Here is a 25,900-nt window from a genome sequence, read left to right on the forward strand (position 1 = left end):
CGCATGACCAGCGAGGCCCAGGCCGTCACGAGAACAGTCGCGGAAGTCCCGCTCGCCCGCCGCTTCGGCGTGATCTGGTGGGGCGCCCTCCTGGCCTCGGGGGCGCTCGTGCTGCTCCTCGGCTACACGCTGGTCTCGGTCACCCTCATCGGCGTCGGCGTCTGGGGCATCAACATCCCGTTCGTCTGGGGCTTCGACCTGATCAACTACGCCTGGTGGATCGGGATCGCCAACGGCGCGAGCCTCTTCGCGGCCATCCTGGTGCTGCGCCGCCACGATCTGCGCACGGCCGTGAACCGCTTCGCGGAAGGCGTGGCGTTCTTCGCGGTCATCTGCGCGGGGATCTTCCCGATCATTCATCTCGGGCGTCCCTGGCTGTTCTACTGGGTGTTTCCGTATCCGGCGACCTTCCAGGTCTGGCCGCAATTCCGCAGCACTCTGACCTGGGATTTCTGGGCCATCAGCACCCACGCCATCGTGACCAGCCTGCTCTGGTATGTGGGCCTCATTCCCGATCTCGCGACCCTGCGCGACCGCGCCCGGAACAGAACGGTCAAGCGTCTCTACGGTGTCTTCGCCCTCGGCTGGCGCGGGTCGGTGCGGGACTGGGCCTATCACCAGCGCGCTTATCGCCTCGTCGCGATCCTGGTGCTGCCCCTGATCCTCATCATGCAGAGCACGGTGGCGTTCGAATTCGCCGTGACCCTGGTGCCCGACTGGCACGAGACACGCCAGCCGCTCCATTTCGTCGCCACGGGCCTCGCGCAGGGCTTGTCCATCGTGCTCCTCGTCGCCGTGCTGCTGCGCTGGGGCCTGCGCCTGGGATCGTATATCGACGAGGGCGATATCGATCTGCTCGGCAGGCTCGTTCTCGCGAGCGCCCTCGTGTCGGCCTATCTCTATGTCGACGAGATCGTTGCGGCGCTCCTCGCGGACGGGATCGCCCAGGAGGCCACCTTCAACCGCCTGACGGGCGACTATGCGGGGCTCTACTGGACGGCCATCGTCTACAGCATCCTGATCCCGCAGCTCCTCTGGCTCAAGGCCGCGCGCCGGAGCACGGTCGCGTGCATCTTCGTCGGCTTCTCCATCGGCGTTGGCATCTGGTTCGACCGCTTCTCGATCATCGTCGGCGGCCTTCAGACCGATTACCTGCCGTCGATCTGGCGCACCTACAGCCCGACGCTTGCCGAGACGGGGCTCTTCCTGGGAACCATAGGACTGTTCGCGGCGCTCCTGCTGCTCTTCGTGCGCTTCCTGCCCGTGGTCTCCATGTTCGAGACCCGCCATGACGAACACGAGGAGAAATCGTCATGACGCAGCGCCCCTACGGCATCATGGCCGAGTTCAGGACTCCGGATTCCCTGATGGACGCCGTCAGGGCGACGAGGCGCGCGGGGTTCACCCGGATCGAGGCGTTCAGTCCCTTTCCGCTGCCGGACCTCGCCGACGAGCTCGGCATTCGCACCGGTATCATCCCGTGGGTCGCGTTCGTGGCGGCGCTCATCGGCGCAGTCATCCAATACGGTTCGCAATATTGGATGAACGCCATCGACTATCCCCTGAACGTCGGCGGGCGACCCCTCAACAGCTGGCCGACCTTCATCCCCTCGACGCTGATCGTCGCCATCCTCTGGGCCGGAGCCGCGACCCTGCTCGGCCTGCTCGTGATCCTCCGGCTGCCCCGGCTTCATCATCCGGTCTTCTCCGTGCACAGCTTCGAGCGGGTCACCAACGACCGCTTCTTCCTCTGCATCCACGGCGAGGACCCGCTGTTCGACGGCGAAGCCACACGGGATTTCCTGCAAGGGCTGTTGCCGCAGGCGGTGCGGGAGGTTCCCGCATGCGACTAGAGCATTTTTCGGTGAAGTGGACCCGGTTCACTGTCAAAAGATGCGATCGAGCAAAAAAGAGAGCCGATTCCATGTCAATGGAAACAGCTCTAGCCCTCGTCCTCCTCGCGACCGGGCTTCTGGCAGCCTGCGACAGCGGCACGGAGGAGCGCGACGCAGTCGCGTCGACCCGCACCGTCCAGCGGCCTTATCTCCCCGTTCCCCCGGGCGTCGTCCCGCGGGGCACGGCGGCCAGGGAGGCGGCGCTGGCCGCTCCCGGGCCCGAGGTGACGCCGGACCTCCTGGCGCGCGGCGAGGAACAGTTCCGGGCCTTCTGCACTCCCTGCCATGGGGCGAGCGGGCGCGGGGACGGGGCGATCGTATCCCGCGGCTTCCCGCCGCCGCCGTCCTATCATGAGGAGCGGCTGCTCGCCCTGGCGCCGGAGCAGATCGTCCAGGTGATCACTCACGGCAAGGGACGGATGTTCCCTTACGCGGATCGCGTCCTGCCCGAGGACAGATGGGCCATCGCCCGTTACGTGAAGGACCTGCAGGCACGTGGAGCGGGCGCGCCCCCCGACCGGGGGACGGTGCGGCCATGAGCACGATGGAAGTCTTCTATATCGTGTTCGTCGGCCTCGCGGGCCTCGCGATGGGTTCTCTCGTCGTGCTCATGCTCGGCCATCTCATGAGCGAGCATTGGCTGGCGCCCGTGCGCAGCGAGATCGAGGCGGCTGCCCTTACGCTGCCGCTGCTGCTCCTCCTCGGAATTCCGCTCGCTTTCGGGCTCGAACGGATTTTTCCTTGGGCCAACGGGCCGGGGGACTTGCCGCCTCTGCGGGCGGCCTTCCTGAGCCCTGCCTTCTACCTCCTGAGAAGCGTGATCTATCTGGCGGTCTGCGTCGCCCTGGCGTTCTGGTTGATCCGCACCCGCGACGTGCGCCGCGCGAGCGCCATCGGGCTGGCTTGCTTGGTCCCCGTCATGAGCCTGTCGGCCTATGACTGGGTCCTGTCGCGCGAGCCGCATTGGTGGTCGAGCTTGTTCGGGTTCGCCTTCGGCCTCAGCGAGGCTCTCGCGGCGCTCTCCATCGCCATCCTCGTGGCCCTGCTCAAGGTCGAGCCCGCGTCTCCCATGCGCATGAAGAGCCTGGAGCGGGCGCTTCTGACCCTGGCGCTGCTCTCGGCCTGGACATGGTTCGCGCAGTTCCTGATCGTCTGGCTCGCCAATCTCCCGCAGGGTGCGGACTGGTACGCGAGGCGCTCTGATCCCCAGAGTCTCGTCCTCGTGGCCGTTTCATACGGGCTGATGCTGGCCGCCATCCTGGTGCTGGTGCCCTCCGGCGTGAGCCGCGTCGCCATGATCGTCGGAAGCGCGCTTGCCCTGCTGCATCACGCCACCCATTTCGTCTGGATCCTCCAGCCGCAGGGCGATCCGTCCTGGCTCGACCTGGGTCTGATCGTCAGTCTCATGGCCCTCTGGGGCGCCGCACTCATGATCGTGATGAGGTTCCGGCCCACCTATGCAGAAGAGGCCGCCGCGGAGCCTTAGGCTGTCTCGCCGGCAAACCTGTGCCGACGGGCCGACGCCGACTTGGACCACTAAGGTTGGCCAAGCCCGTTCAGGCACCCGCCATCCTGACGCCCAGGTCCTCCCTGATGCTTGCGGAAACGCATCATGCCATTGCGCTGAACCCGCATGGAAGAGGAGAAGCCTGTCATGTCGAGATTGGCAGTCGCTTTTACCCTGGCACTGGCGGCGACCGGAGCCAACGCTCAAGAGGCTCCGTCCAGCCAATTGCGCGCTCCGGCTGCGACGAGCACGAAGGGAACAATGCCGTTCCTGTTCGATGGGCGGATGAAGGGCGATGGTGCCCGGCGGAGAGAGCGCGTGAACGATCGTCACCTCAACAATGGCGCCATCCTCGTGCAACCGAAGGCGAGCCAGCCTGAGCGCGAATGATCAGTCGCGCATCTTTTCACGCAGTGCCGGTGCCAAATTTTGCGCTCGAGGCTCCTTCTCTTGGCTGGCGCATCGGATGGACCGGAAAACCGGGTCCACTTTTCCGTCCGATGCGCTAGGTTTTTGCATCGGAACCTGATGCCTGATGCGGAACGATGCGGCGCGTGCGAGGCTCCGTCTCCGAGGGGCGGGGCGCGGGTTGCGGGAGATCCACCGTCGTGTCCTCCTGCCCGCGCAGCGGGAGCGGGGGACCGGGCGGATAGACCGGGTTCCCGCCGGCCCCGAGGGTGTAGAGATAGCTTGCGACATGACGCGCTTCCAGCTCCGTCAGGCCTTGGGCGGGCATGCCCGTTCGCGGCTTGAGTGCCACGGGATCGACCAGCCACGCGATCAGATTCTGCGGCGTGTTGGGCAGAAAGCCCGCGAGCAGATGCTGCTGCGCATAGTCTCTCAATTCCGGGCCGACCTTGCCTCGCGCGCCTCTCACGCCGCTGATCGTGTGGCAGGTGCCGCACCCATAAGCCTGGATCAGCGCGCGGCCCCGCCCGGGCTCGCCGCCGGCGATCATCGACGCGGCAGCCTGCCCCTGCGGGTCGCTGCAGGAGGTCAATCCGGCCAGGGCCGGGACGATGCATAAGAGGGCTTGCCGGATCATGGGCTCGTCTTGAGGAGGTCCGACGAGGCAACAGGCGGGCAGGTGCTGCGTTCCCGCGCGAGCGTTCGATTGCAGGGCGATCCGCTTGGCGACAGCCTTCTGCGCGATGTTTTGCGGGAACCAAGTCTCACGGCCAAGCTTATCCGTTCAATGCATGCAAGACCATGTAGGGCGGATGGATCTGAAAACGACTCGGCAGGGCCTCCCTTGGCGGCGCACGGTGACGACCCGTGCGGCGGCCTTCGCGTGCGCCCTGTCGCTTGCGGGATGCAGCGGCGTGCAATCGGCTCTCGACCCGGCCGGCGGCGATGCTCTCCGGATCTACTGGCTCACCCTGATCATGACTTTGGGTGGGACGCTGATCTTCCTTCTCGTGACCGGGGTTCTGCTCTACGCGATTTTCGCCCCGCCCGAGCGCCGGGCCTGGCTCGGCGGGCGCAGGACCATCGTGGTCGGCGGGCTCGCCTTTCCCATCGTCGTTCTGTCTGGTCTTCTGCCCTATGGACTGATCGTCATGCGCGACACGGACGTGCCGATGCCGGGGGCGCTCCAGGTCGAAGTGATCGGCGAGCAATATTGGTGGCGGGTGAAATACCCCGAGGAGGGCGGGAAGTCTGAATTTTCCACGGCCAACGAGCTCATCGTCCCGGTCGGATCGCCCGTGACCGTGACAGTGACCTCCGCAGACGTGATCCACAGTTTCTGGATCCCGAACCTGGGCGGCAAGATCGACATGATCCCGGGACGCATCAACCGCCTCAGCTTCACGGCGGAGCGGCCGGGAATCTATCGCGGCGTCTGCGCGGAGTTCTGCGGCGACCAGCATGCCCGCATGGCCTTCGACGTGGTGGCGCTGGAGCGCACGGCTTTCGAGGCCTGGAGAGCCGCGCAGGAGAAGCCCGCGCGGGAGCCGGACCTTCCGTTTCTCTCGCGCGGCCGCGCGCTGTTCCGCGCCGCCGGGTGCGGGTCCTGCCACGTTGTGCGCGGCACGGAGGCTGATGGGGCGTTCGGGCCCGACCTAACCCATGTGGGAAGCCGACGGACCATCGGAGCCGGCCAGTTTCCCAACAATATCGGCACGCTCGCCGGCTGGATCGCCAACACGCAGCATATCAAGCCAGGCGTGAGGATGCCGTCCTACGGCTCGTTCACGGGTGAGGAGCTTCGGTCCCTGGCGGCTTATCTGGAGAGCTTGAAATGAATGCGCCCGAGCGCTCCGAAGCCTTCGACGAGCGGGACCCCGCGCTTCCCAATCCGCTGCCGCGTCCCGCGGGCGAGTTCGAGGCGCTCAAGAAGGCATGGGAAGCTCCGCGCGGCCTCAGCTTCATCACGGCCGTGAACAACACCTATGTGGGCCTGTGGTATGTCGGCACGGCGTTCCTGTTCTTCATCCTGGCGGGGATTCTCTCGCTGATCATGCGCGTGCAGCTCGCCACGCCGGAGAGCGATTTCGTCGGGCACGATCTCTACAACCAGCTCTTCACCATGCACGGCACGGTGATGATGTTCCTCTTCGCCGTGCCGGCCGTGGAGGCGGCGAGCGTCTATCTCCTGCCCAACATGCAGGCGGCCCGCGACCTGCCGTTCCCGCGCCTCTCGGCCTATGCCTTCTGGGCCTATTTCGTCGGCGGCCTCGTGTTCTTCTGCACGATCTTCTTCGGTCTCGCGCCCAATGGCGGCTGGTTCATGTACCCGCCGCTCACGGGAGCGAAATACTCGCCCGCCGACAATGCGGATTGGTGGCTTCTCGGCATCGGCTTCATCGAGATCTCGGCCATTGCGGGCGCCATCGAGATCATCGTCGGCGTGATGAAGACCCGGGCAGTCGGCATGAGCCTCGACAAGATGCCGGTCTATTCCTGGGCCATGCTCGTCTTCGCCGCCATGATCGTCATCGGCTTCCCGGCGATCATTCTCGGCACGCTGCTGCTCGAGATGGAACGCGCCTTCGACTGGCCGTTCTTCATCGCCGAGAGGGGCGGGGATCCGCTTCTGTGGCAGCACCTGTTCTGGTTCTTCGGCCACCCGGAGGTCTACATCATCTTCCTGCCCGCGACCGGCATGGTGTCGATGATCGTGCCCGCCATGGCGCAGACGCCGCTTGTCGGCTACCGGCTGGTCGTGCTCGCCCTCGTAGCCACGGGCTTCCTCTCCTTCGGCCTGTGGGTGCACCACATGTTCGCCACGGGCCTGCCGAAGATGTCCTTGAGCTTCTTCTCCGCCGCCAGCACGGCGGTGGCGGTGCCGAGCGGCATTCAGGTCTTCGCCTGGATCGCCACCATCGCGTCGGGCCGCATGAAGCTGACGACGCCGTCGCTCTTCATCATCGGCTTCCTGTTCATCTTCACGCTCGGCGGCCTCACCGGCGTGATGGTCGCCATGGCGCCCTTCGACTGGCAGGCGCACGACAGCTATTTCGTGGTGGCGCACCTGCATTACGTGCTCATCGGCGGCATGGTGTTTCCGCTCTTCGCAGCCTTCTATTACTGGGTGCCGGTGGCGAGCAAATACGCCCTGTCGGAGCGGGTCGGGCGCTGGGTGTTCGGCCTCATGTTCGTGGGCGTCAACGTGACTTTCCTGCCGATGCACATCACCGGCCTCATCGGCATGCCCCGGCGCGTCTATACCTATCCGGTCGGCATGGGATGGGACGCGCTCAACCTCGTCTCGACGATCGGGTCCTTCATGATCGCCGCCGGCGTCGCGCTCTTCATCGTCGACTTCGCCCGCCGGTTCAGGATCGCGCGGGACGAGAATGCCGGCAACGTGTGGAACGCCAGCACGCTCGAATGGCTGCCGAACGCCAACTACAACACGCGCAGCATCCCCATCGTGGCGAGCCGCGACCCGCTCTGGGATCAGCCCAAGCTGTCGCAGGACGTGCAGGACGGCCGCTATTACCTGCCCGGAACTGCCACCGGCGGACGCGAGACGCTGGTGACGAGCCCGTTCGATGCGAGACCGCAATACATCCTGCAGGTTCCCGGCCCCGGCTGGCAGCCGCTGCTCGCCGCTCTGTTCACGGCCGCGTTCTTCCTGCTCCTCACGGTCAAGATGGTGCTCCTGTCGGCCACCTGCGGCGTGCTCGCGGTCTTCTGCGTGATCTGGTGGCTCTGGGAGACGGATCCGGGTCCCGTCCGCCCACCGGCCGATATCGGCGGCGGTATCGCCGTTCCCGTCTACGCGACCGGATCCATGAACCATTCCTGGTGGGCGATGATCGTCCTGATGGTCGTCACCGGTATGGTCTTCACCTGCCTGATCTTCTCCTATCTCTTCCTGTGGCTCGTAAACCCCGCCGCATGGCCGCCGCAAGGCACGCTTTTGCCCGAAGGCTTCAGCCCCTTCGTCTCGTGCACGCTCTACGTCGTCGGTGCCGCGCTTATCGCCTATGCCAGCCGGACCTTGCGGGGCGAGGACCGCCGGAGCCCGCGCGCCGTGCCGGTGCTGATCGCCGCGGCGCTGCTGTGTGTGGGTGGTGCCGCCGCAATGGATCTCTGGGCCCATTGGCGGACGGGCCTGAGCCCCTCCGCCCATGCCTACGGGGCGGCCGTGTACGCCATCGTGTCCCTGCAGATCTTCTTCGTGCTCACGACGCTGATCATGGGCCTCTACACCATCGCCCGCTGGCTCGCGGGCAGGCTCGACAGCGTCCGCCGCACCACCTTCGACAATATGATGCTGTTCTGGTTCTACACGACAGGCCAAGGCCTGGTGGCGCTCGCGGTCGTCTACGGCTTTCCACGCCTGACGGGAGGCGTCTAGCATGAGCGGGCGGCGGACGGGACAGGTTCTCCTGATGCTGGCCGGCCTCATCGCCTGGGCGGTTCAGTTCACGGTGATCTACGGCGTGACGTCGACCCTGTGCGGCCGCGAATGGGCGGACGTGACCCTGCTCGGCGTGGGGATCGTCCACGCGGTCGTGGCGCTCGCGACGCTTGCGGCCCTTATCGTGGCGGCCCTGTCGTTTCTCGGGTCGTGGCGGATCCATGGCGGGCTGGGGGAGACGGCCGCGGCGCCCGATCGCTTCATCAGCCAGGCCGGGATTCTGATCAGCGGACTCTCGCTCGTCGTCATCCTCTGGCAGGGCATCCCCGCCTTCATTCTTCCGGCCTGCGCATGATGCGCCCGATACGCGAGGTCCGACCATGATCGACTGGCAGGAGATCTTCATACCCTCTCACTCGGTGCTGGAGACCATCGTGCGCGGAACGATGATCTACATCATGCTGTTCCTGATCCTGCGCTTCCTCCTCAAGCGCCAGACCGGCGTGATCGGCGTCGCCGACCTTCTCGTGATCGTCCTCATCGCGGACGCGTCGCAGAACGCGATGGCGAACGAGTACAAGTCGGTCACCGAGGGGCTCGTCCTCGTCCTCACCATCGTGTTCTGGAACTATGCCATCGACTGGCTCGGCTTCCACTTCCCCGCCTTCCAGCGCCTCACCCGACCGCCGCCGCTGCTGCTGATCGAAGACGGCAAGATGCTGCCCCGGAACATGCGCCAGGAGATGATCACGACCGAGGAACTCAACAGCCAGCTACGAGAGCAGGGTATCGAGCACTGCTCCGAGGTGAAGCGGGCCTATATCGAGGGCGACGGGACGATCAGCATCATCCGCAAGGACAAGGAAGAGGTCGAAGGCAAGACCGAATCCATGAAGGGGGTGACCTGATCCCTCAGACGATGCCCCCGCCGCCGCCTACGACGGCGGGACGTTCCTCGGCGACATTGCGGCGGTAGCCGCTGGCCCGGTAGGCCGCGATCGGGTCGATGGCGCCGCCGTCCTGCAGTCGAGCCATGGCCAGGATGGGCTCCACATCGGTGCGATAGGCCGCCTTCAGCGTCTCGGACGCCATGAGGGCGTCGTTGTCGTCCTGATAGCCTTCAAGGGCTGTCCGGTTTACGAGAAGCGCCTGCGCATAGGCGCGACGGATCTCGTTGGCGCTGCGGATGAGGCTCTCGATGGGATCGGTCACGTTGTGCGACTGGTCGATCATATGGGCCGGGCGGTAGTTCTCGGCCCGGCGGTGCTCCGCGTCCACCAGTTCGTTGAAGACGAGGAAGAGACGGTGGGGATCGACGGCGCCCGCATCGAGATCGTCGTCGCCATATTTCGAATCGTTGAAATGGAAACCGCCGAGCTTCCCGAACTGGATCAGGCGTGCGACGATCATTTCGATGTTCACGTTCGGTGCATGGTGGCCGAGATCGACGAGGCAAAAAGCCTTGTCGCCGAGCTCCGTGGCGATCAGGTAGTTGGTGCCCCAATCCTGCACGACGGTGGAGTAGAAGGCCGGCTCGTACATCTTGTGCTCGGAGAAGATGCGCCAATCCTCCGGCAGGTGCTTGTAGATGGCCTTCATGGATTCGAGATAGCGCTCGAAGCTCCGGGTGAAGTTCGTCTGCCCCGGGAAGTTCGATCCGTCGCCGATCCAGACCGTGAGAGCCTTGGAGCCGATAGCCTGGCCGATCTCGATGCATTCGAGATTGTGCTCGATAGCCTGCCGGCGCGTCGCCGCATCGGTGTGGCTCAGGGAGCCGAACTTGTAGCTCTTCTCCTGGCCCGGCGCGTCGGAGAAGGTGTTGGAGTTCATGGCGTCGAAGCCGAGCCCCAGCGCATCGCCATGCGTCTTGAGCCGTCTCGGATCGTCGACCTTGTCCCACGGGATGTGCAGCGAGACGGTCGGCGTCGCGCGGGTGAGCTGGTGGATCACCGCGCAATCGTCGAGCTTGTCGAAGATGTTGCGCGGCTCGCCGGGACCGGGAAAACGCGCGAACCGGGTGCCGCCCGTGCCGACGCCCCAGGACGGAACCGCCACGAAAAACTCACGCACCTTGCCGGTGACAACCTCGATGTCGATGCTATCCCGCGCGAGACGGGCGCCCAAGGCTTCGTAATCCGCCTTCAAGGCGCCCATGCGCTTCTCGTTGTCGGTGGAGACGGTTTCTACCGCAATCCTCTGCTCGGTCATGGCGTCCTCCCTGGTGACGGGCCTATCTCGTGAATGACGTCGCGTTGCCCGCATCCACGTTGATGATGTTGCCGGTCGATTTCGCGGACAGGTCGGAGGCGAGGAAGTAGATGGCCTCGGCGATGTCCTCCGGGAAGACGTTCAGCTTCAAGAGCGAGCGCTTGCGGTAATGCTCTTCCAGCTCATCGACGGCAAGCTTGGACGACGCGGCGCGCTGCTCGCGCCATTCACCGGTCCAGATTTTGGAGCCGCGCAGCACCGCATCCGGATTGACAGTGTTGACGCGGATGCCTGCTTCCGCGCCCTCCAGCGCCAGGCAGCGGGCGAGGTGGATTTCCGCCGCTTTGGCGGTGCAATAGGCCGAGGCGTTGGGCGAGGAGGCGAGGCCGTTCTTCGACGAGACGAACACCACGTTGCCGCCGAGCTTCTGGCGCCGGAACAGGCGGAAGGCTTCGCGCGAGACGAGGAAGTAGCCCGTGGCGAGAATCTCGATGTTGCGGTTCCACATGGCCAGGTCCGTGTCCTCGACGGGAGCCGACGAGGCGATGCCTGCATTGGACACGAGGATGTCGACGCCGCCGAATTCGACGCTGGCCTCGACGAAGGAGGACAGGACGTCCGGCTCGCTCGTCACGTTGAGTGTCACGCCGCGCACCGAATCCTGGCCGAAGCGCTTGGAGAAGTCCTGCACCGTGGCGGTGAGCGATTCCGCGTCGATATCCGCCAGCACCACGCAGGCGCCTTCGCCCACCAGGCGCTCGGCCGTGGCCCGCCCGATGCCGCCGGCGCCTCCGGTGATGAAGGCCACGCGGCCGGCGAGGCTCTTCGGCTTCGGCATGCGCTGGAGCTTGGCTTCCTCGAGCAGCCAGTATTCGATGTCAAAGGCTTCCTGCTCGGGAAGTCCCTGATATTCGGACACTGACGAGGCGCCGCGCATCACGTTGATGGCGTTGACGTAGAACTCGCTTGCGATGCGCGCCGTCGCCTTGTCGCGGGCGAAGGACAGCATGCCGACGCCCGGGATCAGGAAGATCACCGGATTGGGATCGCGCATCTTCGGGCTGTTCGGATGCTTCGACTGCTCGTAATAGCGCATGTAATCGGCGCGATAGGCGTCCAGGGCCGCGTCGAGCCCCGCGAGCAACGCGTCCACGTCCGGCGCCTTCGGGTCGAAATCGAGCACGAGCGGACGGATCTTCGTGCGCAGGAAATGGTCCGGGCAGCTGGTGCCGAGCTGGGCAAGGGGCCTGAGGTTCGCCGAGTTGACGAATTCGAGCACCGCATCCTGGTCGTCGAAGTGACCGAGCTTGCGCTCGGTTCGGCCGATCCGGCCGCGGATCTCCGGCATCAGGCGCGCGGCGATGCTGCGGCGCTCGTCCCGCGACAGGCTCGAGGTCACGGCACCGCCGAAAGCGGGACGGCCTGACGTCCGCTCGGCGAACCACTGGATGGCCCGATTGATGATCCGAAGCGTGAGTGCATAGCATTCCTTGGCGTCGTCCGCCCAGGTGAAGAGGCCATGGCTCTCAAGCACCACGCCCTTCGCGCCGGGATTGGCGTTGGCGAAAGCTTCGAGATCGAGACCCAGCTGGAATCCCGGACGGCGCCAGGGCAGCCAGCCGATCTCGTCGCCGAAGATCTCCCGGGTCAGCTCGCGGGAGTTCCTCGATGCCGCGATGGCGATGATCGCGTCCGGGTGCATGTGATCCACATGCTTGTAGGGCAGGAAGCCGTGGAGCGGCGTGTCGATCGAGGCCGCGCGCGTGTTGAGATTGAAGGTGGCATGGGGCAGGAAGCCGACCATACGGTCTTCGTCCTCGACGCCCCTGTAGAGATTCTTCAGTGAGCGCAGCTTGTCCATGTAGAGCGTGGCGAAGCCATCGAGCTTGATCGTGCCGACGTCACCGCCCGAGCCCTTGACCCAGAGCACCTCGACCTTCTCGCCGGTGAGCGGATCGGTCTCCATCACCTTGGCCGAGGTGTTGCCGCCACCGTAATTGGTGATCCGCTTGTCGGCGCCGAGGAGATTGGAGCGGTAGAGCAGGAGGCCCGGCTCGTCCAAGGCGGCGGCCTTGGTGTCGTCCCAGTGGTTGTCGAGGAGCCTGACGGCTGGGGTCGCGGTGTCCACTTCGTCCTCCTATCCGCTCCGGGGACGCACAGCGCCCCGATTTGAGCGAAAGTTCGCCGGAGCCCTGGATGTTGTCAAGCAGGTTCGATCATGTTCGATCAAAAATGATCATGATACGAAGGTTGTATGACGATCTTGATTGACTGTGATCGGTTTGGTGCGCAGTCTAGGGCAGTAACTTGCGTGTGTCTGAAAGGTATTCGATCCTTCCGATCATTGTCGATCAGCCCTGTTGAGGAACCATGCACGAACGTGAAAGGCACCGGATCATCCTGAGCGCCGTCCAGGAGAAGCCGGTCGCGACCGTCCAGGATCTCGTGGAACTGACCTCCGCGTCTGAGGCCACGATCCGGCGCGATATCGCGGCCCTGCATGTTCAGGGGCGCCTGCGCCGGGTTCGCGGCGGGGCGGAGGCTCTTCATCCGGCCCAGATCGGCAGCCTCGCGGCCAAGCCGTTCCGGGTGTCCGAGGGCGAGAACCTCGCCAAGAAGCGGGCCATCGCCCGCGAGGCTGTGGCGTTGTGCACGGAGGGGGACGCCATCATCATCAATGGCGGCACCACGACGTTCCAGATGGTGCATTACCTGACGGCCCGCCGGCTGCAGGTGTTCACGAACTCGTTCGCCATCGCCGAGCATCTCGTGAAGCATTCGAAGAACCAGGTAATGCTGCCGGGCGGCTCGATCTACCGCGACCAGAGCATCATTCTCTCGCCCTTCGAGAACGACGTGACCCGCAATTTCTATGCGCGCCGGATGTTCATGGGCGCCCAGGGAGTCGGCGCCCTCGGCGTCATGGAGCAGGACGCCCTGATCATCCAGGCGGAGCAGAAGCTGATCAATCAGGCCGACGAGCTGGTGCTGATGGTGGATTCCACCAAGTTCCAGCGCCGCTCCAGCCTCATTCTCTGCCCGCTCGACCGAGTCTCGACGCTGATCACCGACGACGCCATCTCGGATTCAGCCAGGACCATGATCGAGAATGCCGGAATTAAGCTGATCGTCGCCGGAACGACGGCGGCGGATCGGGCTGAGGAATCCTCATCGGCGGCCTGAGAGCCGGCGAGGGGTGTTTGAGAGGGAGGAAGAACATGAAAGCGATTGCAAAGCTTGCTCTCGGTACGGCCTTGGGTCTGGCGCTCCTCGCCGGATCGGCGAGCGCTCAGACCGTGAAGATCGGTCTCGTGGCGAAGTCGCTCGGCAACGGCTTCTTCGAAGCGGCCAACAAGGGCGCCCAAGAAGCCGCAAAGGAAATCGGCGGCGTCGAGGTGATCTATACCGGTCCGACCACCACCACGGCCGAAGGGCAGATCGAGGTCATCAATGCGCTCATCGCCCAGCGCGTGGATGCGATCGCGATCTCGGCGAACGATCCCGACGCCGTCGTGCCCGCGCTGAAGCGGGCCGCGCAACGCGGCATCAAGGTGATCTCCTGGGATTCCGCCGTCGGCAAGGACGGGCGCATCGTGCATCTCAATCCCTCGTCGAACGAGCTGATCGGCAACATGTGCCTGAAGCTCGCGGCGGACCACCTGCCGGACGGCAAGGGCGATTTCGCTATCCTGTCCGCGACCTCCACCTCGACCAACCAGAACACCTGGATCGCCGAGATGAAGAAGCAGCTCCCGAAATATCCCGGGCTGAACCTCGTCACGACCGTCTATGGCGACGACCTCGCCGACAAGAGCTATCGCGAGGCCCAGGGCCTGCTCAAATCCCACCCGAACGTGAAGGTGATCGTGGCTCCGACGACGGTCGGCGTGCTCGCCGCCTCGCAGGTGGTGAAGGATGCCGGCAAGATCGGGCAGGTCTATGTGACGGGCCTCGGGCTTCCCTCCGAGATGGCGGGCGCTGTCCATTCCGGCGCGACGAAGGAATTCGCTATCTGGAACCCGATCGATCTCGGCTATTCCGCCACGCAGATCGCCTATCGTCTCGTGAAGGGCGAGACCGACGGCAAGCCCGGGGCCGAGATCAATGCCGGCCGCATGGGCAAGATCAAGATCGGCGACAATGGCGAGGCCGCCATGGCCGATCCCTTCGTCTACGACAAGAACAACGTGGACGCGTTCGCCAAGATCTTCTGATCTCGCAAAGCCACCCGGAGAGAGGGCGCGGACCGCCGCGCCCTCCTTGCACTCATCGGCACCTGGCAGGATTCCCATGTCCGTGGTTCACGCGATCCCCGAGGCTCCCGCTCCGCTGCTGGAGATGCGCGGCATCTCCAAGTCGTTCCCCGGAGTCAAAGCGCTCGATCAGGTGGACGTCGCGCTCTATCCCGGCACCGTGACGGCGCTGATCGGGGAGAACGGCGCGGGCAAGTCGACGCTTGTCAAGATCCTGACCGGCATCTATCGGCCGGACGGCGGCGAGATCGTCGTCGATGGCGCTCCCGTGCATTTCGCCGATGCCGAGGCGGCGATCCGCAGCGGCATCACGGCGATCCACCAGGAAACCGTGCTGTTCGACGAACTCTCCGTGGCCGAGAACATCTTTCTCGGTCACGCGCCGCGAAACCGGCTTGGCCTCGTCAACTGGGCCGCCATGAATGCGCGCGCCGCGGCCCTGCTCACCTCCATTGATGCGCCGATCAGTCCGTACACCCGGCTGAAGGACCTCTCGATCGCGCACCGGCATCTCGTCGCCATCGCGCGCGCGCTGTCCGTCGAGGCCCGCGTGGTCATCATGGACGAGCCGACCGCCGCGCTCTCCTACAAGGAGGTCGAGGATCTGTTCCGGATCATCGAGCGGCTGAAGCGGCAGGGCAAGGCGATCCTCTTCATCAGCCATAAGTTCGAGGAGGTCTACCAGATCGCCGAACGCTTCGTGGTGTTCCGAGACGGCCGCTCGATCGGATCCGGCCTTCTGTCGCAGACCGGACAGGACGAGATCGTCCGCATGATGGTCGGGCGCTCGGTCGATCACGTCTTCCCGAAGGTCGATGTGGCCATCGGGAGCACCGTCCTGAAGGTCTCCGGCTACGCACATCCGACGGAGTTTGACGGCATCTCCTTCGAGCTGCGGCGCGGCGAAATTCTGGGTCTCTACGGGCTCGTCGGCGCCGGGCGATCGGAATTCTGCCAGGCCCTGTTCGGCATCACCCGCCCCAGCGCTGGAACCGTCGAGCTCGAAGGCCGCCGGATCGACATCCGCTCCCCGGCGGACGCGATTGCTGCGGGCATCGTCTACGTACCGGAAGAGCGCGGCCGTCACGGCGCCGTGCTGCAGATGCCGATCTTCCAGAACATCTCCATGGCGACGTTGGGCCGGACCACACGGGCCGGCTTCCTGCGGCAGGCGGAGGAATTCGCCCTGGCGCGGCGATACGCGGAGCGGCTCGACCTTCGCGCGGCGGCGCTCTCGGTTCCCGTCGGCACGCTATCGGGCGGCAATCAGCAGAAGGTGGTGATCGGTAAGTGGCTCGCCACGCGGCCGAAGGTCATTATCCTGGATGAGCCGACGAAGGGCGTCGACATCGGCTCGAAGGCGGCCGTGCATGCCTTCATGAGCGAGCTCGCGGGCGAAGGGTTGAGCGTGATCATGGTGTCGTCCGAACTGCCTGAGATCCTCGGCATGTCCGACCGCGTCATGGTGATGCGCGAGGGCCGGATGGCCGGTTTGTGGGAGCGCGACCGTCTCGATGCCGAAACGCTTGTGCGGGCCGCGACGGGCAATGCCTGATCGGGCAGGACAGGGAAGCTGGGATCCACGATGAGCCGAATCCTGAAATACCGTGAACTCCTGCTGGTGGGGATCATCGTCGTGCTGGTTGCGATCTTCTCGTCGCGCGCCCCGGGCTTCGCCTCGCCGGAGAGCCTCGCCAACATCTTCAACGATACGTCCATCCTGATGATCCTGGCGCTCGGCCAGATGGCCGTGATCCTCACTAAATCCATCGACCTGTCGGTTGCGGCTAACCTATCCTTCACCGGCATGGCCATCGCCATGATGAACGCCGCCTATCCGCAGCTGCCGCTGCCTCTTCTCATCGTCATGGCCATGGGCATCGGGGCGCTGCTCGGCGCCATCAACGGCCTCATGGTCTGGAAGATCGGCATTCCGTCCATCGTGGCGACGCTCGGCACGCTCACGATCTATCGCGGCATGGCCTTCGTGCTCTCGGGAGGAGCCTGGGTCAACCAGACCCAGATGACCGCGACCTTTCTCAACACCCCGCGCATCGTCGTCCTCGGCCTGCCGCTGCTCGGCTGGGCGGCCATCCTGGTGATCGCGCTCATCGCGATAGCCTTCACGCGCACGGTCTTCGGCCGCGCCCTCTACGCGGCGGGCGGCAATCCGACGGCGGCGCTTTACGCGGGGATCGATGTCGGGCGCACGCGCTTCTTCGCCTTCGTGCTGTCGGGCACGCTCGCGGGACTCTGCGGCTATCTCTGGGTATCCCGCTACGCGGTCGCCTATGTGGACATCGCGGCCGGATTCGAGCTCGACACGGTCGCAGCCTGCGTGATCGGTGGCATCTCGACGCTCGGCGGCATCGGGTCCGTGGGAGGTGCAGTCCTCGGTGCCCTGTTCCTCGGGGTGATCAAGAACGCCCTACCGGTGATCAACGTCTCACCCTTCTGGCAGATGGCGATCTCCGGCTTCGTGATCATCGTGGCGGTCCTCTTCAATGCGCGGCAGGAGAAGCGGAAGGGCCGCCTCATCCTTCGCGACGCCGCGAAGAGCAGGCCGCCTCTGGCCGAAGTGCCGGTCGAAGGAGCCGCCGCATGAGCACGCTCACTCTGGAGAAGCAGCCGCCGCGGCGCATCCCCGACAAGCTCTCGACGCCGGCCGGTCGCATTCTCGGCAGCTGGGAAGCCCTGCTCGCGGCGGTGGCCATCGCGATCTTCATCGCGAATTCGTTCGCATCGCCGCACTTCCTCGATCCGTGGAACCTCTCAGACGCCACCTATAACTTCACCGAGAAGGCGATGATCGCTTTCGCGATGACGCTCCTGATCATCTCCGGCGAGATCGATCTGTCCGTCGCGGCCATCATCGCCTTGGCGTCGACCGCCATGGGGGCGGCCGTACAGGCCGGTTTCCAGACGCCGGCTCTCGTGGGCATTGGACTCGGCGTGGGACTGCTCTGCGGAGCCTTCAACGGTTTCCTGGTGGCGCGTATCGGGCTTCCGTCCATCGTTGTAACCATCGGCACCATGAGCCTGTTTCGCGGCATCGCCCAGATCGCGCTCGGCGACCAGGCCTATGGCGGCTACCCTGCGAATTTCGCCTGGTTCGGCCAGGGCTACATGGCCGACTTTTCCTGGTGGCCGACGCTGCCCGGTTTCGACGTCGTCACTTTCGAGATGGTCGCCTTCGTGATGCTCGCCCTCGTCTTCGGAGTGCTGCTTCACTGGACCGCTTTCGGGCGACGGATCTATGCCATCGGCAATAACGCCTTCGCCGCGCAGTTCTCCGGCATCCCGGTGCAGCGTACGAAGTTCATGCTCTTCCTGCTGACGGGCCTCATGAGCGGGTTCGCGGCCGTCTGCCTCACATCGCGCCTGGGCTCGACCCGTCACACCATCGCGGCGGGATGGGAGCTCGAGGTGGTCACCATGGCGGTGCTCGGCGGGGTAAGCATCCTCGGCGGCTCGGGGACCATCCCGGGCGTGGTGCTGGCCGCCATCGTCATGGGCCTCGTCACCTTCGGCCTCGGCCTCCTCAACGTCCCCGGTATCGTCATGTCGATCTTCATCGGCCTGCTGCTGATCCTCGTGATCGCGCTGCCGATCGTCATCCGCCGCTTCCGCTCAAAGGCCATCATATGATCGGAAAAGAGAAATACGCCTTCAAGATGCAGCTCAATCCTGGCATGGAGGACGAGTATCGCCGCCGCCATGACGAGATCTGGCCGGAGCTGGTGGAGCTTCTGAAGGAGGCCGGAATCGAGGATTACTCGATCCATCTCGACCGTGAGACCGGCATTCTCTTCGGCGTTCTGTGGCGGCGCGTGGATCACCGCATGGCGGATCTGCCGAGCCATCCGGTCATGAAGCGGTGGTGGGCCCACATGGCCGATATCATGGCGACGAAGCCCGACAATTCCCCAGTCGACACGCCCCTCGTCACCATCTTCCACATGGCATGAACCGATGAACGTCGCAGTGCTCGATGTCGGCAAGACCAACGTCAAGGCCGTCATCGTCGATGCCGAGGCGAGGCGCGAGATCGCCGCCCTCACGCGACCCAACCGGGTGCTGACCAATGGGCCTTATCCGCATTTCGACGTGGATGGGATCTTCGCGTTCTTCCTGCAAGCCCTGAAGGAGCTGCACGCGGAACATGGGTTCGACGCGATTTCGATCACTGCTCATGGCGCCAGCGGGGCGCTTCTGGGCGCCGATGGTCTCGCCCTTCCGGTCCTCGATTACGAGTTCCGCTATCCGGCGGAGATCGACGCGGCCTATGACGTGATCCGGCCGGATTTCTCGGAGACCTTCTCGCCGCGGTTGCCCGGCGGGCTCAATCTCGGGGCGCAACTGCATTATCAGAAAACAGCGTTTCCTGAAGCCTTCCACAGGATGCAGGCTTTCGTTACCTACCCGCAATATTGGGGCTGGCGACTGACGGGAGTGGCTGCAACCGAAGTCACATCTCTCGGCTGCCACACCGATCTCTGGAGACCGAAGGAAGGGCGCTTCTCGTCGCTCGTCGACAGGCTCGACATCGCCGACAGGCTCGCTCCGGTGCGAAAGCCCTCGGACCGTCTGGGGCCTGTGACGGAAGAAGTCTGTGCGAGGATCGGACTTGCGCGGCCCGTGCCCGTCTATTGCGGCATTCACGACTCGAACGCGTCGCTTCTGCCGCATCTGGGCCTGCATGAGGCGCCGTTCGCGGTCGTCTCGACGGGAACATGGGTCGTGATCTTCGCCGTCGGCGGCGACCTCGATCATCTCGATCCGGCGCGGGACACGCTCGCCAATGTGGATGCCCTCGGCCGCGCGGTGCCCTCCGCGCGCTTCATGGGCGGGCGTGAATTCGAAATCCTGACAAAAGGGCAGGGCATGGCGACGCCGGAGGCGATCCGCCACGTATTGGAACGGCGCATTCTCCTGACACCGAGCGTCGTGCCCGGATGCGGGCCGTTCCCTGACGCCGCCCATCGTCTCGTCAACAGGTCCGGTGCCCTCACTGAAGATGACGCCTATGTTGCGGCTTCTCTCTACACGGCCTTGATGACGCAAGTCTGTCTGGATCTCACCCGCGCGGCAGGGCCGATCATCGTGGAGGGACCCTTCGCGCGCAACGCCCTTTATGCGGAGGCCCTGTCGAGCGCCACGGGCCGGCAGGTCATCGCCGTTGCCAGCTCCACCGGCACGAGCGTCGGCGCGGCGCTGCTCGCGCTGACATCATCAAGCGCCGTATCTCATCAGCAGTGGCAGGGAATTCCGTCCCGTCAATTGCCGAAAGACTTTCGGCTTTATCGTGCCGAGTGGAACGATCATTTGCAGATAGGCTGAGCGTAACCGCCTGGCATTGTCAGAGTTCGCATTGGTATATCGTTTATAAAGGCAGGTAGTAATACGTTATCGCATGGACGGGTGATCCGCTATTGCTCTTCACTTGCCACATTGCAGCCGCACTGCGACGCTTAGCTGAGTTACATTCACTTGTAGAGTTGCAGAGCAAAACAGGTTGCCAATGAAGTTGGAACGAAAGAACCTATCACTTCCCGTCGAAACGAACACGATCCTGTCGGAGCTCGAGCGGACGATGGTTGCATCGATCGCTCTGATGAAGCGGCTGCGGCGCGAAAGAAGACGCTCGGTGCGCGTGGAACGCACGGCCGAAGAGCAGAGTGCCTGAACGCGGCCATTTCCGTTTCCCGGCACATGACGGCCGGTGAACTTGAGCATCGGCCCAAGCGCAACCCGGAGGCTTGGGCCAGCTGCTTCAATTTGATCCGCGCTGGGCGACGAAGAATAGCCGCGGGAAGCGCAGCAGGACCTTTCCATCGGGCTGGACCGGATAAGCATCTGCGATGGCCGCTTCGTACCGGTGCAGAAAGCCGGAGCGCTCCTCCGGCGTAAGCGGGTCGATATAGGGTTTCAGGCCCGTGCTCTTGAACCATTCGACGATGGAAGCGGCTCCATCGAGGGGATGCACGTACGTCGTCTGCCAGAGATCGACCGAGCAGCCTGCCTGCCGCAGCCAAGCGTAATAATCTTCGAAGGATCCCAGCCTTTCCCTTGCCGCCGCCGCTGCGGCGAGCTTTTCCGCCCATGGGCCGTCCTGCGCGACCTTGGCCATGAGACGATGGGATGGCTCGTTCAGATTGTTCGGCATCTGAACGGCGAGACATCCGCCGTCCTTCAGCAAAGAAACGAGACGCCTGAGAAGGGCGGAATGGCCGGGAAGCCATTGCAGGACGGCATTGGCGAAGATCAGGTCGAAGCGCTCGCTCGTCTCCCATCGCGCAACGTCCACCTCCTCGAAGCGCAGCCCCGGCAGGTGCGCCTTCGCCTTGGCGAGCATGTCCGGCGAACTGTCGAGCCCGACGACCTGCGCCGCAGGATAGCGTCGGGCGATCAGCTCCGTGCTGTTCCCGGGCCCGCATCCGAGATCGACACAACTCGCCGGCGCGTCCAGGGGCACCCGCTTGAGCAGGTCGAGCGAGGGGCGCGTGCGCTCATCCTCGAATTTCAGGTATTGTCCCGCATCCCAATCGACCAACGGACTGGCTCCAAGTTCTTGTTATGCCCTGCGGACATCCGCCCCCCTCCGCAACGGCGGCAAAACTTAAGGGATCGTATGGTCCTGCAAGACCTTATTGGCGAAAACCGACGCGACAGCCATAATGTTTCGGCGTATACTTGCAAAGATAGGTTGCGGTTCTGCGTGACCCTGGACGATCCGCGCAAGGCCGTGATCTCGACTGCCAAGGTTCATCCCTGGAGGAGCGATTATGGCCAATTTTCATATTGTCGCCGGCGCAAGTGAAGCTCCGGCGCATCCGGTTGTCAGAAAGATTACACCTGCCGATTTGAAGGAAGCCCTGGCAAAGGGGTTCGATGATTTCTGGGCCATGCCGTCGCATCTGGTGTTCCTGGGACTGATCTATCCCGTCGTAGGCGTCTGCCTCGCGGCGCTCACCTTCAGCAACGATGCGCTGCCGCTTCTCTATCCCTTGGCCTCCGGCTTCGCGCTGATCGGCCCGATTGCCGGCATCGGTCTTTACGAGATCAGTCGGAGGCGCGAACTCGGTCTGACGACTTCCTGGCAGGATGCCTTCAACGTTCTCAAATCACCGTCGATTCCGTCCATCATCGCGCTCGGTGTCCTCCTGCTGGTCATCTTCCTGACCTGGCTGACGACGGCGCGGCTTCTTTACCAATCGATCTTCGGCTATGCGGTGCCCGATACCTATGCGGGGCTGATCAATCAGGTTCTCACCACATCGGAGGGCATGCGGTTGATCCTCTGGGGCAACATCCTCGGCTTCGTCTTCGCCGTGGCAGTGCTGAGCATCAGCGTCATTTCGTTTCCGCTTCTCCTCGACCGGGACGTAGGCGCGGCGGTCGCCGTCTATACCTCCGTCAAGGCCGTGGCGATGAACCCGCTCACCATGGCTCTTTGGGGCCTCATCGTCGCCGCGGCTCTCCTCGTCGGCTCGATCCCGCTCTTCGTGGGCCTCGCCATCGTGATGCCGGTTCTGGGCCACGCGACATGGCATCTTTATCGCCGGGTCGTGGAGCCTCCGCATCCCGACGACGCTCATCCGATCCGATAAATTGCATGTGACAGGATGATGCTAAGGCGGCTCGTTCAGCGGGCCGCCTTCCTGCCGTTCAGGGACCGGGTCCGAAGAAGATCGTCCGGGACAGCAGCGTGTAATCCGCCTCCAGGGTCATGATCGCGACGAACACGAGCACGGCGCTGATCGGCACCAGGATGGCATAGACCAGAGACAGGCGCTCCCAAGCCATGTGCATGAAGATCGCCACGATGAGGCCCGCCTTCAGCAGCATGAAGAGTACGATCAGGGCATAGCGGAGTAGTCCCTGAACCTGGAAGAAATCGACGAAGTAGGAGCAGGCGCTCAGGATGAAGAGCCACGCCCAGACGACCAGATAGAGCTTGATCGGGTGCTGTTGTCCCTGTGCGTGCGCGGTTGCCTGTGCCATGGCGCGTCCCTCACCAGAGATAGAAGAAGGCGAAGATGAAGACCCAGACGAGGTCGACGAAGTGCCAGTAGAGACCCATGATCTCGACGGATTCATAACGTCCCTTCCGACTCGTGAAGAAGCCGCGCCGCTCATGGTCGAAATCGCCGCGCCAGACCTTCCTGGCGATGACGAGAAGGAAGATCACGCCGAAGGTCACATGGGTGCCGTGAAAGCCGGTGATCATGAAGAACGACGAGCCGAACTGGGCCGCGCCCCACGGATTGGTCCAGGGGCGGACGCCTTCGTGGATCAGCTTGGTCCACTCGAAGGCCTGCATGCCGACGAAGGTGGCGCCGAGGAGCGCCGTCGCCAGCATCAGAATGGCGGTTCTCTTCCTGTCGCGGCGATAGCCGAAATTCACCGCCATCGCCATCGTCCCGCTGCTGCTGATCAGGACGAAGGTCATGATGGCGATCAGGATCAGGGGAAGAGACGTGCCTCCGATGGTCAGGGCGAAGACCTCGCTCGTGTTGGGCCACGGCACGGTCGTGGACATGCGTGCCGTCATGTAGGAGATCAGGAAGCAGCTGAAGACGAAGGTATCGCTGAGGAGGAAGATCCACATCATGGCCTTGCCCCAGGACACGTTCCTGAAGGCCTGCCGATCGGAGGAGAAGTCGCTCGCGATGCTGCGCAGGCCGGAAGTCTCAGCGTCGATCACTCGCAAATCCGTCGCGGCCTGTTCCGCCATGTGCCGCACTCCTCTCACGTCAGCCATTGCCGACAGATGTCCACGAAGCCGCCCGCCCAACCGGTCAGCACGCTCAGGAAGACCAGCCAGACGAGGAACAGGAAGTGCCAGTACGTGGCGCAGAGCTCCACGGACAGGCGCAGCCGCTCCGTTGTCGTTTCGCGCCATGCCTTGTCGGTGGTTCTGCCCAAGGCGACCAGGCCGCCAAGTAGGTGGAGGCCGTGCAGGCCTGTGAGGATGTAGAAGAACGCATTGGCCGGGTTGGCGGCCAGCGCATAGCCGTCGCCGCTCAACTGTCTCCAGGCCAGAAGCTGGCCGGACAGGAAAGCGAGGGCCGATATGCCGGCCGCGAGAAGGTATGCTCTCAGTTCCGGCATCTCTCCGCGCTCGGCCGCGCGCTTCGCGCCATGCAGGGCGAGGCTGCTCAGGGCGAGCATGGTCGTGTTCAGCCAGAGAATGCGCGGCACCGGCAGGTTGCGCCAGTCGGGCAGCTGCATGCGCATGGCATAGGCGCTGATGAACAGCGCGAACAGGGAGCCGATCACCGCGAGAAGGATGAGGAGCCCGACCCGGTAGGGAGGCGCAGGCGCTTCTTCCGGCAGGGCCCCCTCCGCTCCCTGTTCCAGCCAGGGCTTCGAGGCCAGCCCTTGCCGCGAAAGCCACCAAGTCCCGATGACGGCAAGCCCGCCCAGGAACAGGAGGATGCTACCCATGGGACGCCCCCGGCACGACGCTGGTGATCCCGGGCTGGTTCTGCGGCAGGAAATCCTGGTCGGCTCCCGGGACGCTGTAATCGTAGGCCCAGCGATAGACCGTCGGGACGGTCTTGCCCCAATTGCCGTGCGGCGGCGGCGTTTCGGGCGTCTGCCATTCCAGCGTCGTCGCGTGCCATGGATTGCCGCCGGCCAGCCTGCCGTGGCGCAGGCTCCAGAAGAGATTGAACACGAAGAGCAGCTGCGTCGCGCCGACGACTAGGGCCACGATGGTGATGAAGGCGTTGAGCGTGTGGGCCGAGGGCGGGACGAAGGCCATGTCGCCGATGTCGTGATACCGGCGCGGGATGCCCATCAATCCGAGATAATGCATCGGGAAGAAGATCGCGTAGGCGCCGAGGAACGTGACCCAGAAATGGATTCTGCCGAGCGTCTCGTTCAGCATGCGCCCGGTCACCTTCGGATACCAGTGATAGATCGCCCCGAAGATCACGAGGATCGGCGCCACGCCCATGACCATGTGGAAATGCGCCACGACGAACATCGTGTCGGAGAGCGGAACGTCCACCACCACGTTGCCGAGGAACAGTCCCGTGAGGCCGCCGTTCACGAAAGTGACGATGAACGCGAGGGCGAACAGCATGGGCAGGGTCAGGTGGATGTTGCCGCGCCAGAGGGTCAGGATCCAATTATAGACCTTGATCGCCGTCGGAACGGCGATGATCAGCGTCGTGGTGGCGAAGAAGAAACCAAAGTATGGATTCATTCCGCTCACATACATGTGGTGGGCCCAGACCACGAAGCTGAGTGCCCCGATGGCGAGCAGGGCCCAGACCATCATGCGGTAGCCGAAGATGTTGCGCCGCGCGTGGGTGCTGATCAGGTCCGACACGATGCCGAAAGCGGGCAGGGCGACGATGTAGACCTCCGGGTGGCCGAAAAACCAGAACAGGTGCTGGAAGAGCAGGGGGGAACCACCGTTGCGGTCCAGCGGCTGGCCCATCTCGACGATGGCGGGCACGAAGAAGCTCGTTCCGAAGATCCGGTCGAAGAGCATCATCACGGCGCCGACGAACAGGGCCGGGAAGGCGAGCAGCGCCATGAAGCTCGCCGTGAAGATCCCCCAGACGGTGAGCGGCATGCGCATCAGCGTCATGCCGCGCGCGCGCGCCTGCAGCACCGTCACCACGTAGTTCAGGCCGCCCATGGTGAAGCCGATGATGAAGATGATCAGGGAGGAGAGCATCAGGATGATGCCCCAATCCTGCCCGCCAGGCGTGCCCGACAGTATGGCCTGCGGTGGATAGAGGGTCCAGCCGGCGCCGGTGGGGCCGCCCGGTGCGAAGAAGCTCGCGACGAGCACCAGCACGGCCAGGAAATAGACCCAGAAGCTCAGCATGTTGACATAGGGAAAGACCATGTCGCGCGCGCCGATCATCAAGGGAATGAGGTAGTTGCCGAACCCGCCGAGAAAGAGGGCGGTCAGGACATAGACCACCATCATCATGCCGTGCATGGTGATGAACTGGTAATAGGCACTGGCGTCGATGAAGGCGAAGACGCCCGGAAAGCCGAGCTGGAGCCGCATCAGCCACGACAGCACGAGGGCGATGAGCCCGACCGAGAGTGCGACGAACGCGTACTGGATCGCGATGACCTTCGCATCCTGGCTGAAGACGTATTTCGTCACCCAGCTGTGAGGATGGTAGAGCTCGACATCGTCGAGATCGGAGGGTGCGACCGCGCCGGCCGGACCAAGTGGGACATCAACCAT

General features: G+C 64.2%; 26 protein-coding genes. 17 read left to right on the top strand and 9 right to left on the bottom strand.

Annotated features, from left to right (window positions below; all coding sequences use genetic code 11):
* The first annotated feature begins 3 nt into the window (after positions 1 to 3).
* From nrfD to OC446_RS03855, 5 genes are all read left to right on the top strand, one after another.
* On the top strand, positions 4 to 1,317 hold the full coding sequence (nrfD, locus tag OC446_RS03835; protein WP_262027718.1) for an NrfD/PsrC family molybdoenzyme membrane anchor subunit: 1,314 nt from the start codon (positions 4 to 6) through the stop codon (positions 1,315 to 1,317).
* Positions 1,314 to 1,853 (top strand): DUF3341 domain-containing protein, encoded by a 540-nt coding sequence (locus tag OC446_RS03840; RefSeq protein WP_262027719.1) that lies wholly within the window; start codon positions 1,314 to 1,316, stop codon positions 1,851 to 1,853. The genes nrfD and OC446_RS03840 overlap by 4 nt, the downstream gene beginning before the upstream one ends.
* Positions 1,854 to 1,924: 71 nt before the next feature.
* Positions 1,925 to 2,434 (top strand): c-type cytochrome, encoded by a 510-nt coding sequence (locus OC446_RS03845; RefSeq protein WP_262027720.1) that lies wholly within the window; start codon positions 1,925 to 1,927, stop codon positions 2,432 to 2,434.
* Positions 2,431 to 3,381, top strand: coding sequence for a hypothetical protein (locus tag OC446_RS03850; RefSeq protein ID WP_262027721.1), 951 nt, complete (start codon positions 2,431 to 2,433; stop codon positions 3,379 to 3,381). The genes OC446_RS03845 and OC446_RS03850 overlap by 4 nt, the downstream gene beginning before the upstream one ends.
* Positions 3,382 to 3,549: 168 nt before the next feature.
* Positions 3,550 to 3,792, top strand: a complete 243-nt coding sequence (locus OC446_RS03855; RefSeq protein ID WP_262027722.1) for a hypothetical protein — start codon at positions 3,550 to 3,552, stop codon at positions 3,790 to 3,792.
* Between the two features lie 115 nt (positions 3,793 to 3,907).
* On the opposite strand, the gene OC446_RS03860 is transcribed toward OC446_RS03855, so the two are convergent.
* Positions 3,908 to 4,447, bottom strand: coding sequence for a c-type cytochrome (locus OC446_RS03860; protein WP_262027723.1), 540 nt, complete (start codon positions 4,445 to 4,447; stop codon positions 3,908 to 3,910).
* Between the two features lie 220 nt (positions 4,448 to 4,667).
* Between OC446_RS03860 and coxB the strand changes: the two genes are divergently transcribed.
* Genes coxB through OC446_RS03880 form a run of 4 tightly spaced genes read left to right on the top strand, consistent with a single transcriptional unit; the run spans position 4,668 to position 9,123 of the window.
* Entirely contained in the window at positions 4,668 to 5,648 is a 981-nt protein-coding gene (gene coxB / locus OC446_RS03865; protein ID WP_262027724.1) for a cytochrome c oxidase subunit II, read from the top strand.
* Positions 5,645 to 8,212: a cbb3-type cytochrome c oxidase subunit I gene (locus OC446_RS03870; protein ID WP_262027725.1), complete on the top strand. Its 2,568-nt coding sequence runs from the start codon at positions 5,645 to 5,647 to the stop codon at positions 8,210 to 8,212. The genes coxB and OC446_RS03870 overlap by 4 nt, the downstream gene beginning before the upstream one ends.
* A 1-nt stretch (position 8,213) precedes the next feature.
* Positions 8,214 to 8,570: a hypothetical protein gene (locus OC446_RS03875; protein WP_262027726.1), complete on the top strand. Its 357-nt coding sequence runs from the start codon at positions 8,214 to 8,216 to the stop codon at positions 8,568 to 8,570.
* A gap of 25 nt (positions 8,571 to 8,595) precedes the next feature.
* Entirely contained in the window at positions 8,596 to 9,123 is a 528-nt protein-coding gene (locus OC446_RS03880) for a DUF421 domain-containing protein (protein WP_262027727.1), read from the top strand.
* A 4-nt stretch (positions 9,124 to 9,127) separates the two neighbouring features.
* On the opposite strand, the gene rhaI is transcribed toward OC446_RS03880, so the two are convergent.
* Positions 9,128 to 10,423, bottom strand: coding sequence for an L-rhamnose catabolism isomerase (gene rhaI, locus OC446_RS03885; RefSeq protein WP_262027728.1), 1,296 nt, complete (start codon positions 10,421 to 10,423; stop codon positions 9,128 to 9,130).
* A gap of 22 nt (positions 10,424 to 10,445) precedes the next feature.
* The gene (locus OC446_RS03890; RefSeq protein ID WP_262027729.1) at positions 10,446 to 12,551 is read right to left on the bottom strand and encodes a bifunctional rhamnulose-1-phosphate aldolase/short-chain dehydrogenase; all 2,106 of its coding nucleotides are present in this window, start codon (positions 12,549 to 12,551) and stop codon (positions 10,446 to 10,448) included.
* Positions 12,552 to 12,793: 242 nt separating this feature from the next.
* Between OC446_RS03890 and OC446_RS03895 the strand changes: the two genes are divergently transcribed.
* The 7 genes from OC446_RS03895 to OC446_RS03925 all read left to right on the top strand — a co-directional run bounded on the left by OC446_RS03895 (position 12,794) and on the right by OC446_RS03925 (position 20,016).
* Positions 12,794 to 13,606 (top strand): DeoR/GlpR family DNA-binding transcription regulator, encoded by an 813-nt coding sequence (locus OC446_RS03895; RefSeq protein WP_262027730.1) that lies wholly within the window; start codon positions 12,794 to 12,796, stop codon positions 13,604 to 13,606.
* A gap of 35 nt (positions 13,607 to 13,641) precedes the next feature.
* Entirely contained in the window at positions 13,642 to 14,637 is a 996-nt protein-coding gene (rhaS, locus tag OC446_RS03900; protein WP_262027731.1) for a rhamnose ABC transporter substrate-binding protein, read from the top strand.
* Between the two features lie 76 nt (positions 14,638 to 14,713).
* Positions 14,714 to 16,231: a sugar ABC transporter ATP-binding protein gene (locus OC446_RS03905; RefSeq protein ID WP_262027732.1), complete on the top strand. Its 1,518-nt coding sequence runs from the start codon at positions 14,714 to 14,716 to the stop codon at positions 16,229 to 16,231.
* Between the two features lie 30 nt (positions 16,232 to 16,261).
* Positions 16,262 to 17,281 carry an ABC transporter permease gene (locus OC446_RS03910; RefSeq protein ID WP_262027733.1) on the top strand — a complete coding sequence of 340 codons (1,020 nt, stop codon included), beginning with the start codon at positions 16,262 to 16,264 and terminating at the stop codon, positions 17,279 to 17,281.
* Positions 17,278 to 18,324, top strand: coding sequence for an ABC transporter permease (locus tag OC446_RS03915; RefSeq protein ID WP_262027734.1), 1,047 nt, complete (start codon positions 17,278 to 17,280; stop codon positions 18,322 to 18,324). Before OC446_RS03910 ends, OC446_RS03915 begins: the two co-directional genes overlap by 4 nt.
* Positions 18,321 to 18,644, top strand: a complete 324-nt coding sequence (gene rhaM / locus OC446_RS03920; RefSeq protein WP_262027735.1) for an L-rhamnose mutarotase — start codon at positions 18,321 to 18,323, stop codon at positions 18,642 to 18,644. The genes OC446_RS03915 and rhaM overlap by 4 nt, the downstream gene beginning before the upstream one ends.
* Positions 18,645 to 18,648: 4 nt before the next feature.
* A complete protein-coding gene (locus OC446_RS03925) occupies positions 18,649 to 20,016 on the top strand; it encodes an FGGY-family carbohydrate kinase (protein ID WP_262027736.1) in 1,368 nt (455 codons plus the stop codon).
* Between the two features lie 99 nt (positions 20,017 to 20,115).
* Here OC446_RS03925 and OC446_RS03930 read toward each other — a convergent pair whose 3' ends face one another.
* On the bottom strand, positions 20,116 to 20,412 hold the full coding sequence (locus tag OC446_RS03930; RefSeq protein ID WP_262027737.1) for a hypothetical protein: 297 nt from the start codon (positions 20,410 to 20,412) through the stop codon (positions 20,116 to 20,118).
* Between the two features lie 37 nt (positions 20,413 to 20,449).
* The gene (gene tam / locus OC446_RS03935; protein WP_262027738.1) at positions 20,450 to 21,229 is read right to left on the bottom strand and encodes a trans-aconitate 2-methyltransferase; all 780 of its coding nucleotides are present in this window, start codon (positions 21,227 to 21,229) and stop codon (positions 20,450 to 20,452) included.
* 232 nt (positions 21,230 to 21,461) lie between these two features.
* Here tam and OC446_RS03940 point away from each other — a divergent pair, with 232 nt between their 5' ends.
* Positions 21,462 to 22,286: a DUF2189 domain-containing protein gene (locus OC446_RS03940; RefSeq protein ID WP_262027739.1), complete on the top strand. Its 825-nt coding sequence runs from the start codon at positions 21,462 to 21,464 to the stop codon at positions 22,284 to 22,286.
* Between the two features lie 58 nt (positions 22,287 to 22,344).
* Here OC446_RS03940 and OC446_RS03945 read toward each other — a convergent pair whose 3' ends face one another.
* The 4 genes from OC446_RS03945 to ctaD are packed head-to-tail and all read right to left on the bottom strand — an operon-like array spanning position 22,345 to position 25,900.
* Positions 22,345 to 22,680, bottom strand: a complete 336-nt coding sequence (locus OC446_RS03945; RefSeq protein WP_262027740.1) for a cytochrome C oxidase subunit IV family protein — start codon at positions 22,678 to 22,680, stop codon at positions 22,345 to 22,347.
* Between the two features lie 10 nt (positions 22,681 to 22,690).
* Positions 22,691 to 23,413, bottom strand: a complete 723-nt coding sequence (locus OC446_RS03950) for a heme-copper oxidase subunit III family protein (RefSeq protein ID WP_262027741.1) — start codon at positions 23,411 to 23,413, stop codon at positions 22,691 to 22,693.
* A gap of 14 nt (positions 23,414 to 23,427) precedes the next feature.
* Positions 23,428 to 24,126, bottom strand: a complete 699-nt coding sequence (locus OC446_RS03955) for a cytochrome c oxidase subunit 3 (protein WP_262027742.1) — start codon at positions 24,124 to 24,126, stop codon at positions 23,428 to 23,430.
* Positions 24,119 to 25,900 (bottom strand): cytochrome c oxidase subunit I, encoded by a 1,782-nt coding sequence (gene ctaD, locus OC446_RS03960; protein ID WP_262027743.1) that lies wholly within the window; start codon positions 25,898 to 25,900, stop codon positions 24,119 to 24,121. The genes OC446_RS03955 and ctaD overlap by 8 nt, the downstream gene beginning before the upstream one ends.

The organism is Microvirga sp. Mcv34, from assembly GCF_024519725.1.
Classification (GTDB): domain Bacteria; phylum Pseudomonadota; class Alphaproteobacteria; order Rhizobiales; family Beijerinckiaceae; genus Microvirga.

Bases quoted from the DNA above. Each gene is read 5' to 3' on its own strand.
- OC446_RS03945 (WP_262027740.1), bottom strand. From the start codon at position 22,680: ATGGCACAGGCAACCGCGCACGCACAGGGACAACAGCACCCGATCAAG.
- OC446_RS03855 (WP_262027722.1), top strand. From the start codon at position 3,550: ATGTCGAGATTGGCAGTCGCTTTTACCCTGGCACTGGCGGCGACCGGA.
- rhaM (WP_262027735.1), top strand. From the start codon at position 18,321: ATGATCGGAAAAGAGAAATACGCCTTCAAGATGCAGCTCAATCCTGGC.
- OC446_RS03950 (WP_262027741.1), bottom strand. From the start codon at position 23,413: ATGGCGGAACAGGCCGCGACGGATTTGCGAGTGATCGACGCTGAGACT.
- OC446_RS03915 (WP_262027734.1), top strand. From the start codon at position 17,278: ATGAGCACGCTCACTCTGGAGAAGCAGCCGCCGCGGCGCATCCCCGAC.
- nrfD (WP_262027718.1), top strand. From the start codon at position 4: ATGACCAGCGAGGCCCAGGCCGTCACGAGAACAGTCGCGGAAGTCCCG.
- OC446_RS03925 (WP_262027736.1), top strand. From the start codon at position 18,649: ATGAACGTCGCAGTGCTCGATGTCGGCAAGACCAACGTCAAGGCCGTC.
- OC446_RS03875 (WP_262027726.1), top strand. From the start codon at position 8,214: ATGAGCGGGCGGCGGACGGGACAGGTTCTCCTGATGCTGGCCGGCCTC.
- OC446_RS03895 (WP_262027730.1), top strand. From the start codon at position 12,794: ATGCACGAACGTGAAAGGCACCGGATCATCCTGAGCGCCGTCCAGGAG.
- OC446_RS03905 (WP_262027732.1), top strand. From the start codon at position 14,714: ATGTCCGTGGTTCACGCGATCCCCGAGGCTCCCGCTCCGCTGCTGGAG.
- OC446_RS03930 (WP_262027737.1), bottom strand. From the start codon at position 20,412: ATGCTCAAGTTCACCGGCCGTCATGTGCCGGGAAACGGAAATGGCCGC.
- rhaI (WP_262027728.1), bottom strand. From the start codon at position 10,423: ATGACCGAGCAGAGGATTGCGGTAGAAACCGTCTCCACCGACAACGAG.
- OC446_RS03940 (WP_262027739.1), top strand. From the start codon at position 21,462: ATGGCCAATTTTCATATTGTCGCCGGCGCAAGTGAAGCTCCGGCGCAT.
- ctaD (WP_262027743.1), bottom strand. From the start codon at position 25,900: ATGGTTGATGTCCCACTTGGTCCGGCCGGCGCGGTCGCACCCTCCGAT.
- OC446_RS03860 (WP_262027723.1), bottom strand. From the start codon at position 4,447: ATGATCCGGCAAGCCCTCTTATGCATCGTCCCGGCCCTGGCCGGATTG.
- rhaS (WP_262027731.1), top strand. From the start codon at position 13,642: ATGAAAGCGATTGCAAAGCTTGCTCTCGGTACGGCCTTGGGTCTGGCG.
- OC446_RS03870 (WP_262027725.1), top strand. From the start codon at position 5,645: ATGAATGCGCCCGAGCGCTCCGAAGCCTTCGACGAGCGGGACCCCGCG.
- OC446_RS03880 (WP_262027727.1), top strand. From the start codon at position 8,596: ATGATCGACTGGCAGGAGATCTTCATACCCTCTCACTCGGTGCTGGAG.
- OC446_RS03845 (WP_262027720.1), top strand. From the start codon at position 1,925: ATGTCAATGGAAACAGCTCTAGCCCTCGTCCTCCTCGCGACCGGGCTT.
- OC446_RS03955 (WP_262027742.1), bottom strand. From the start codon at position 24,126: ATGGGTAGCATCCTCCTGTTCCTGGGCGGGCTTGCCGTCATCGGGACT.
- OC446_RS03840 (WP_262027719.1), top strand. From the start codon at position 1,314: ATGACGCAGCGCCCCTACGGCATCATGGCCGAGTTCAGGACTCCGGAT.
- OC446_RS03910 (WP_262027733.1), top strand. From the start codon at position 16,262: ATGAGCCGAATCCTGAAATACCGTGAACTCCTGCTGGTGGGGATCATC.
- OC446_RS03850 (WP_262027721.1), top strand. From the start codon at position 2,431: ATGAGCACGATGGAAGTCTTCTATATCGTGTTCGTCGGCCTCGCGGGC.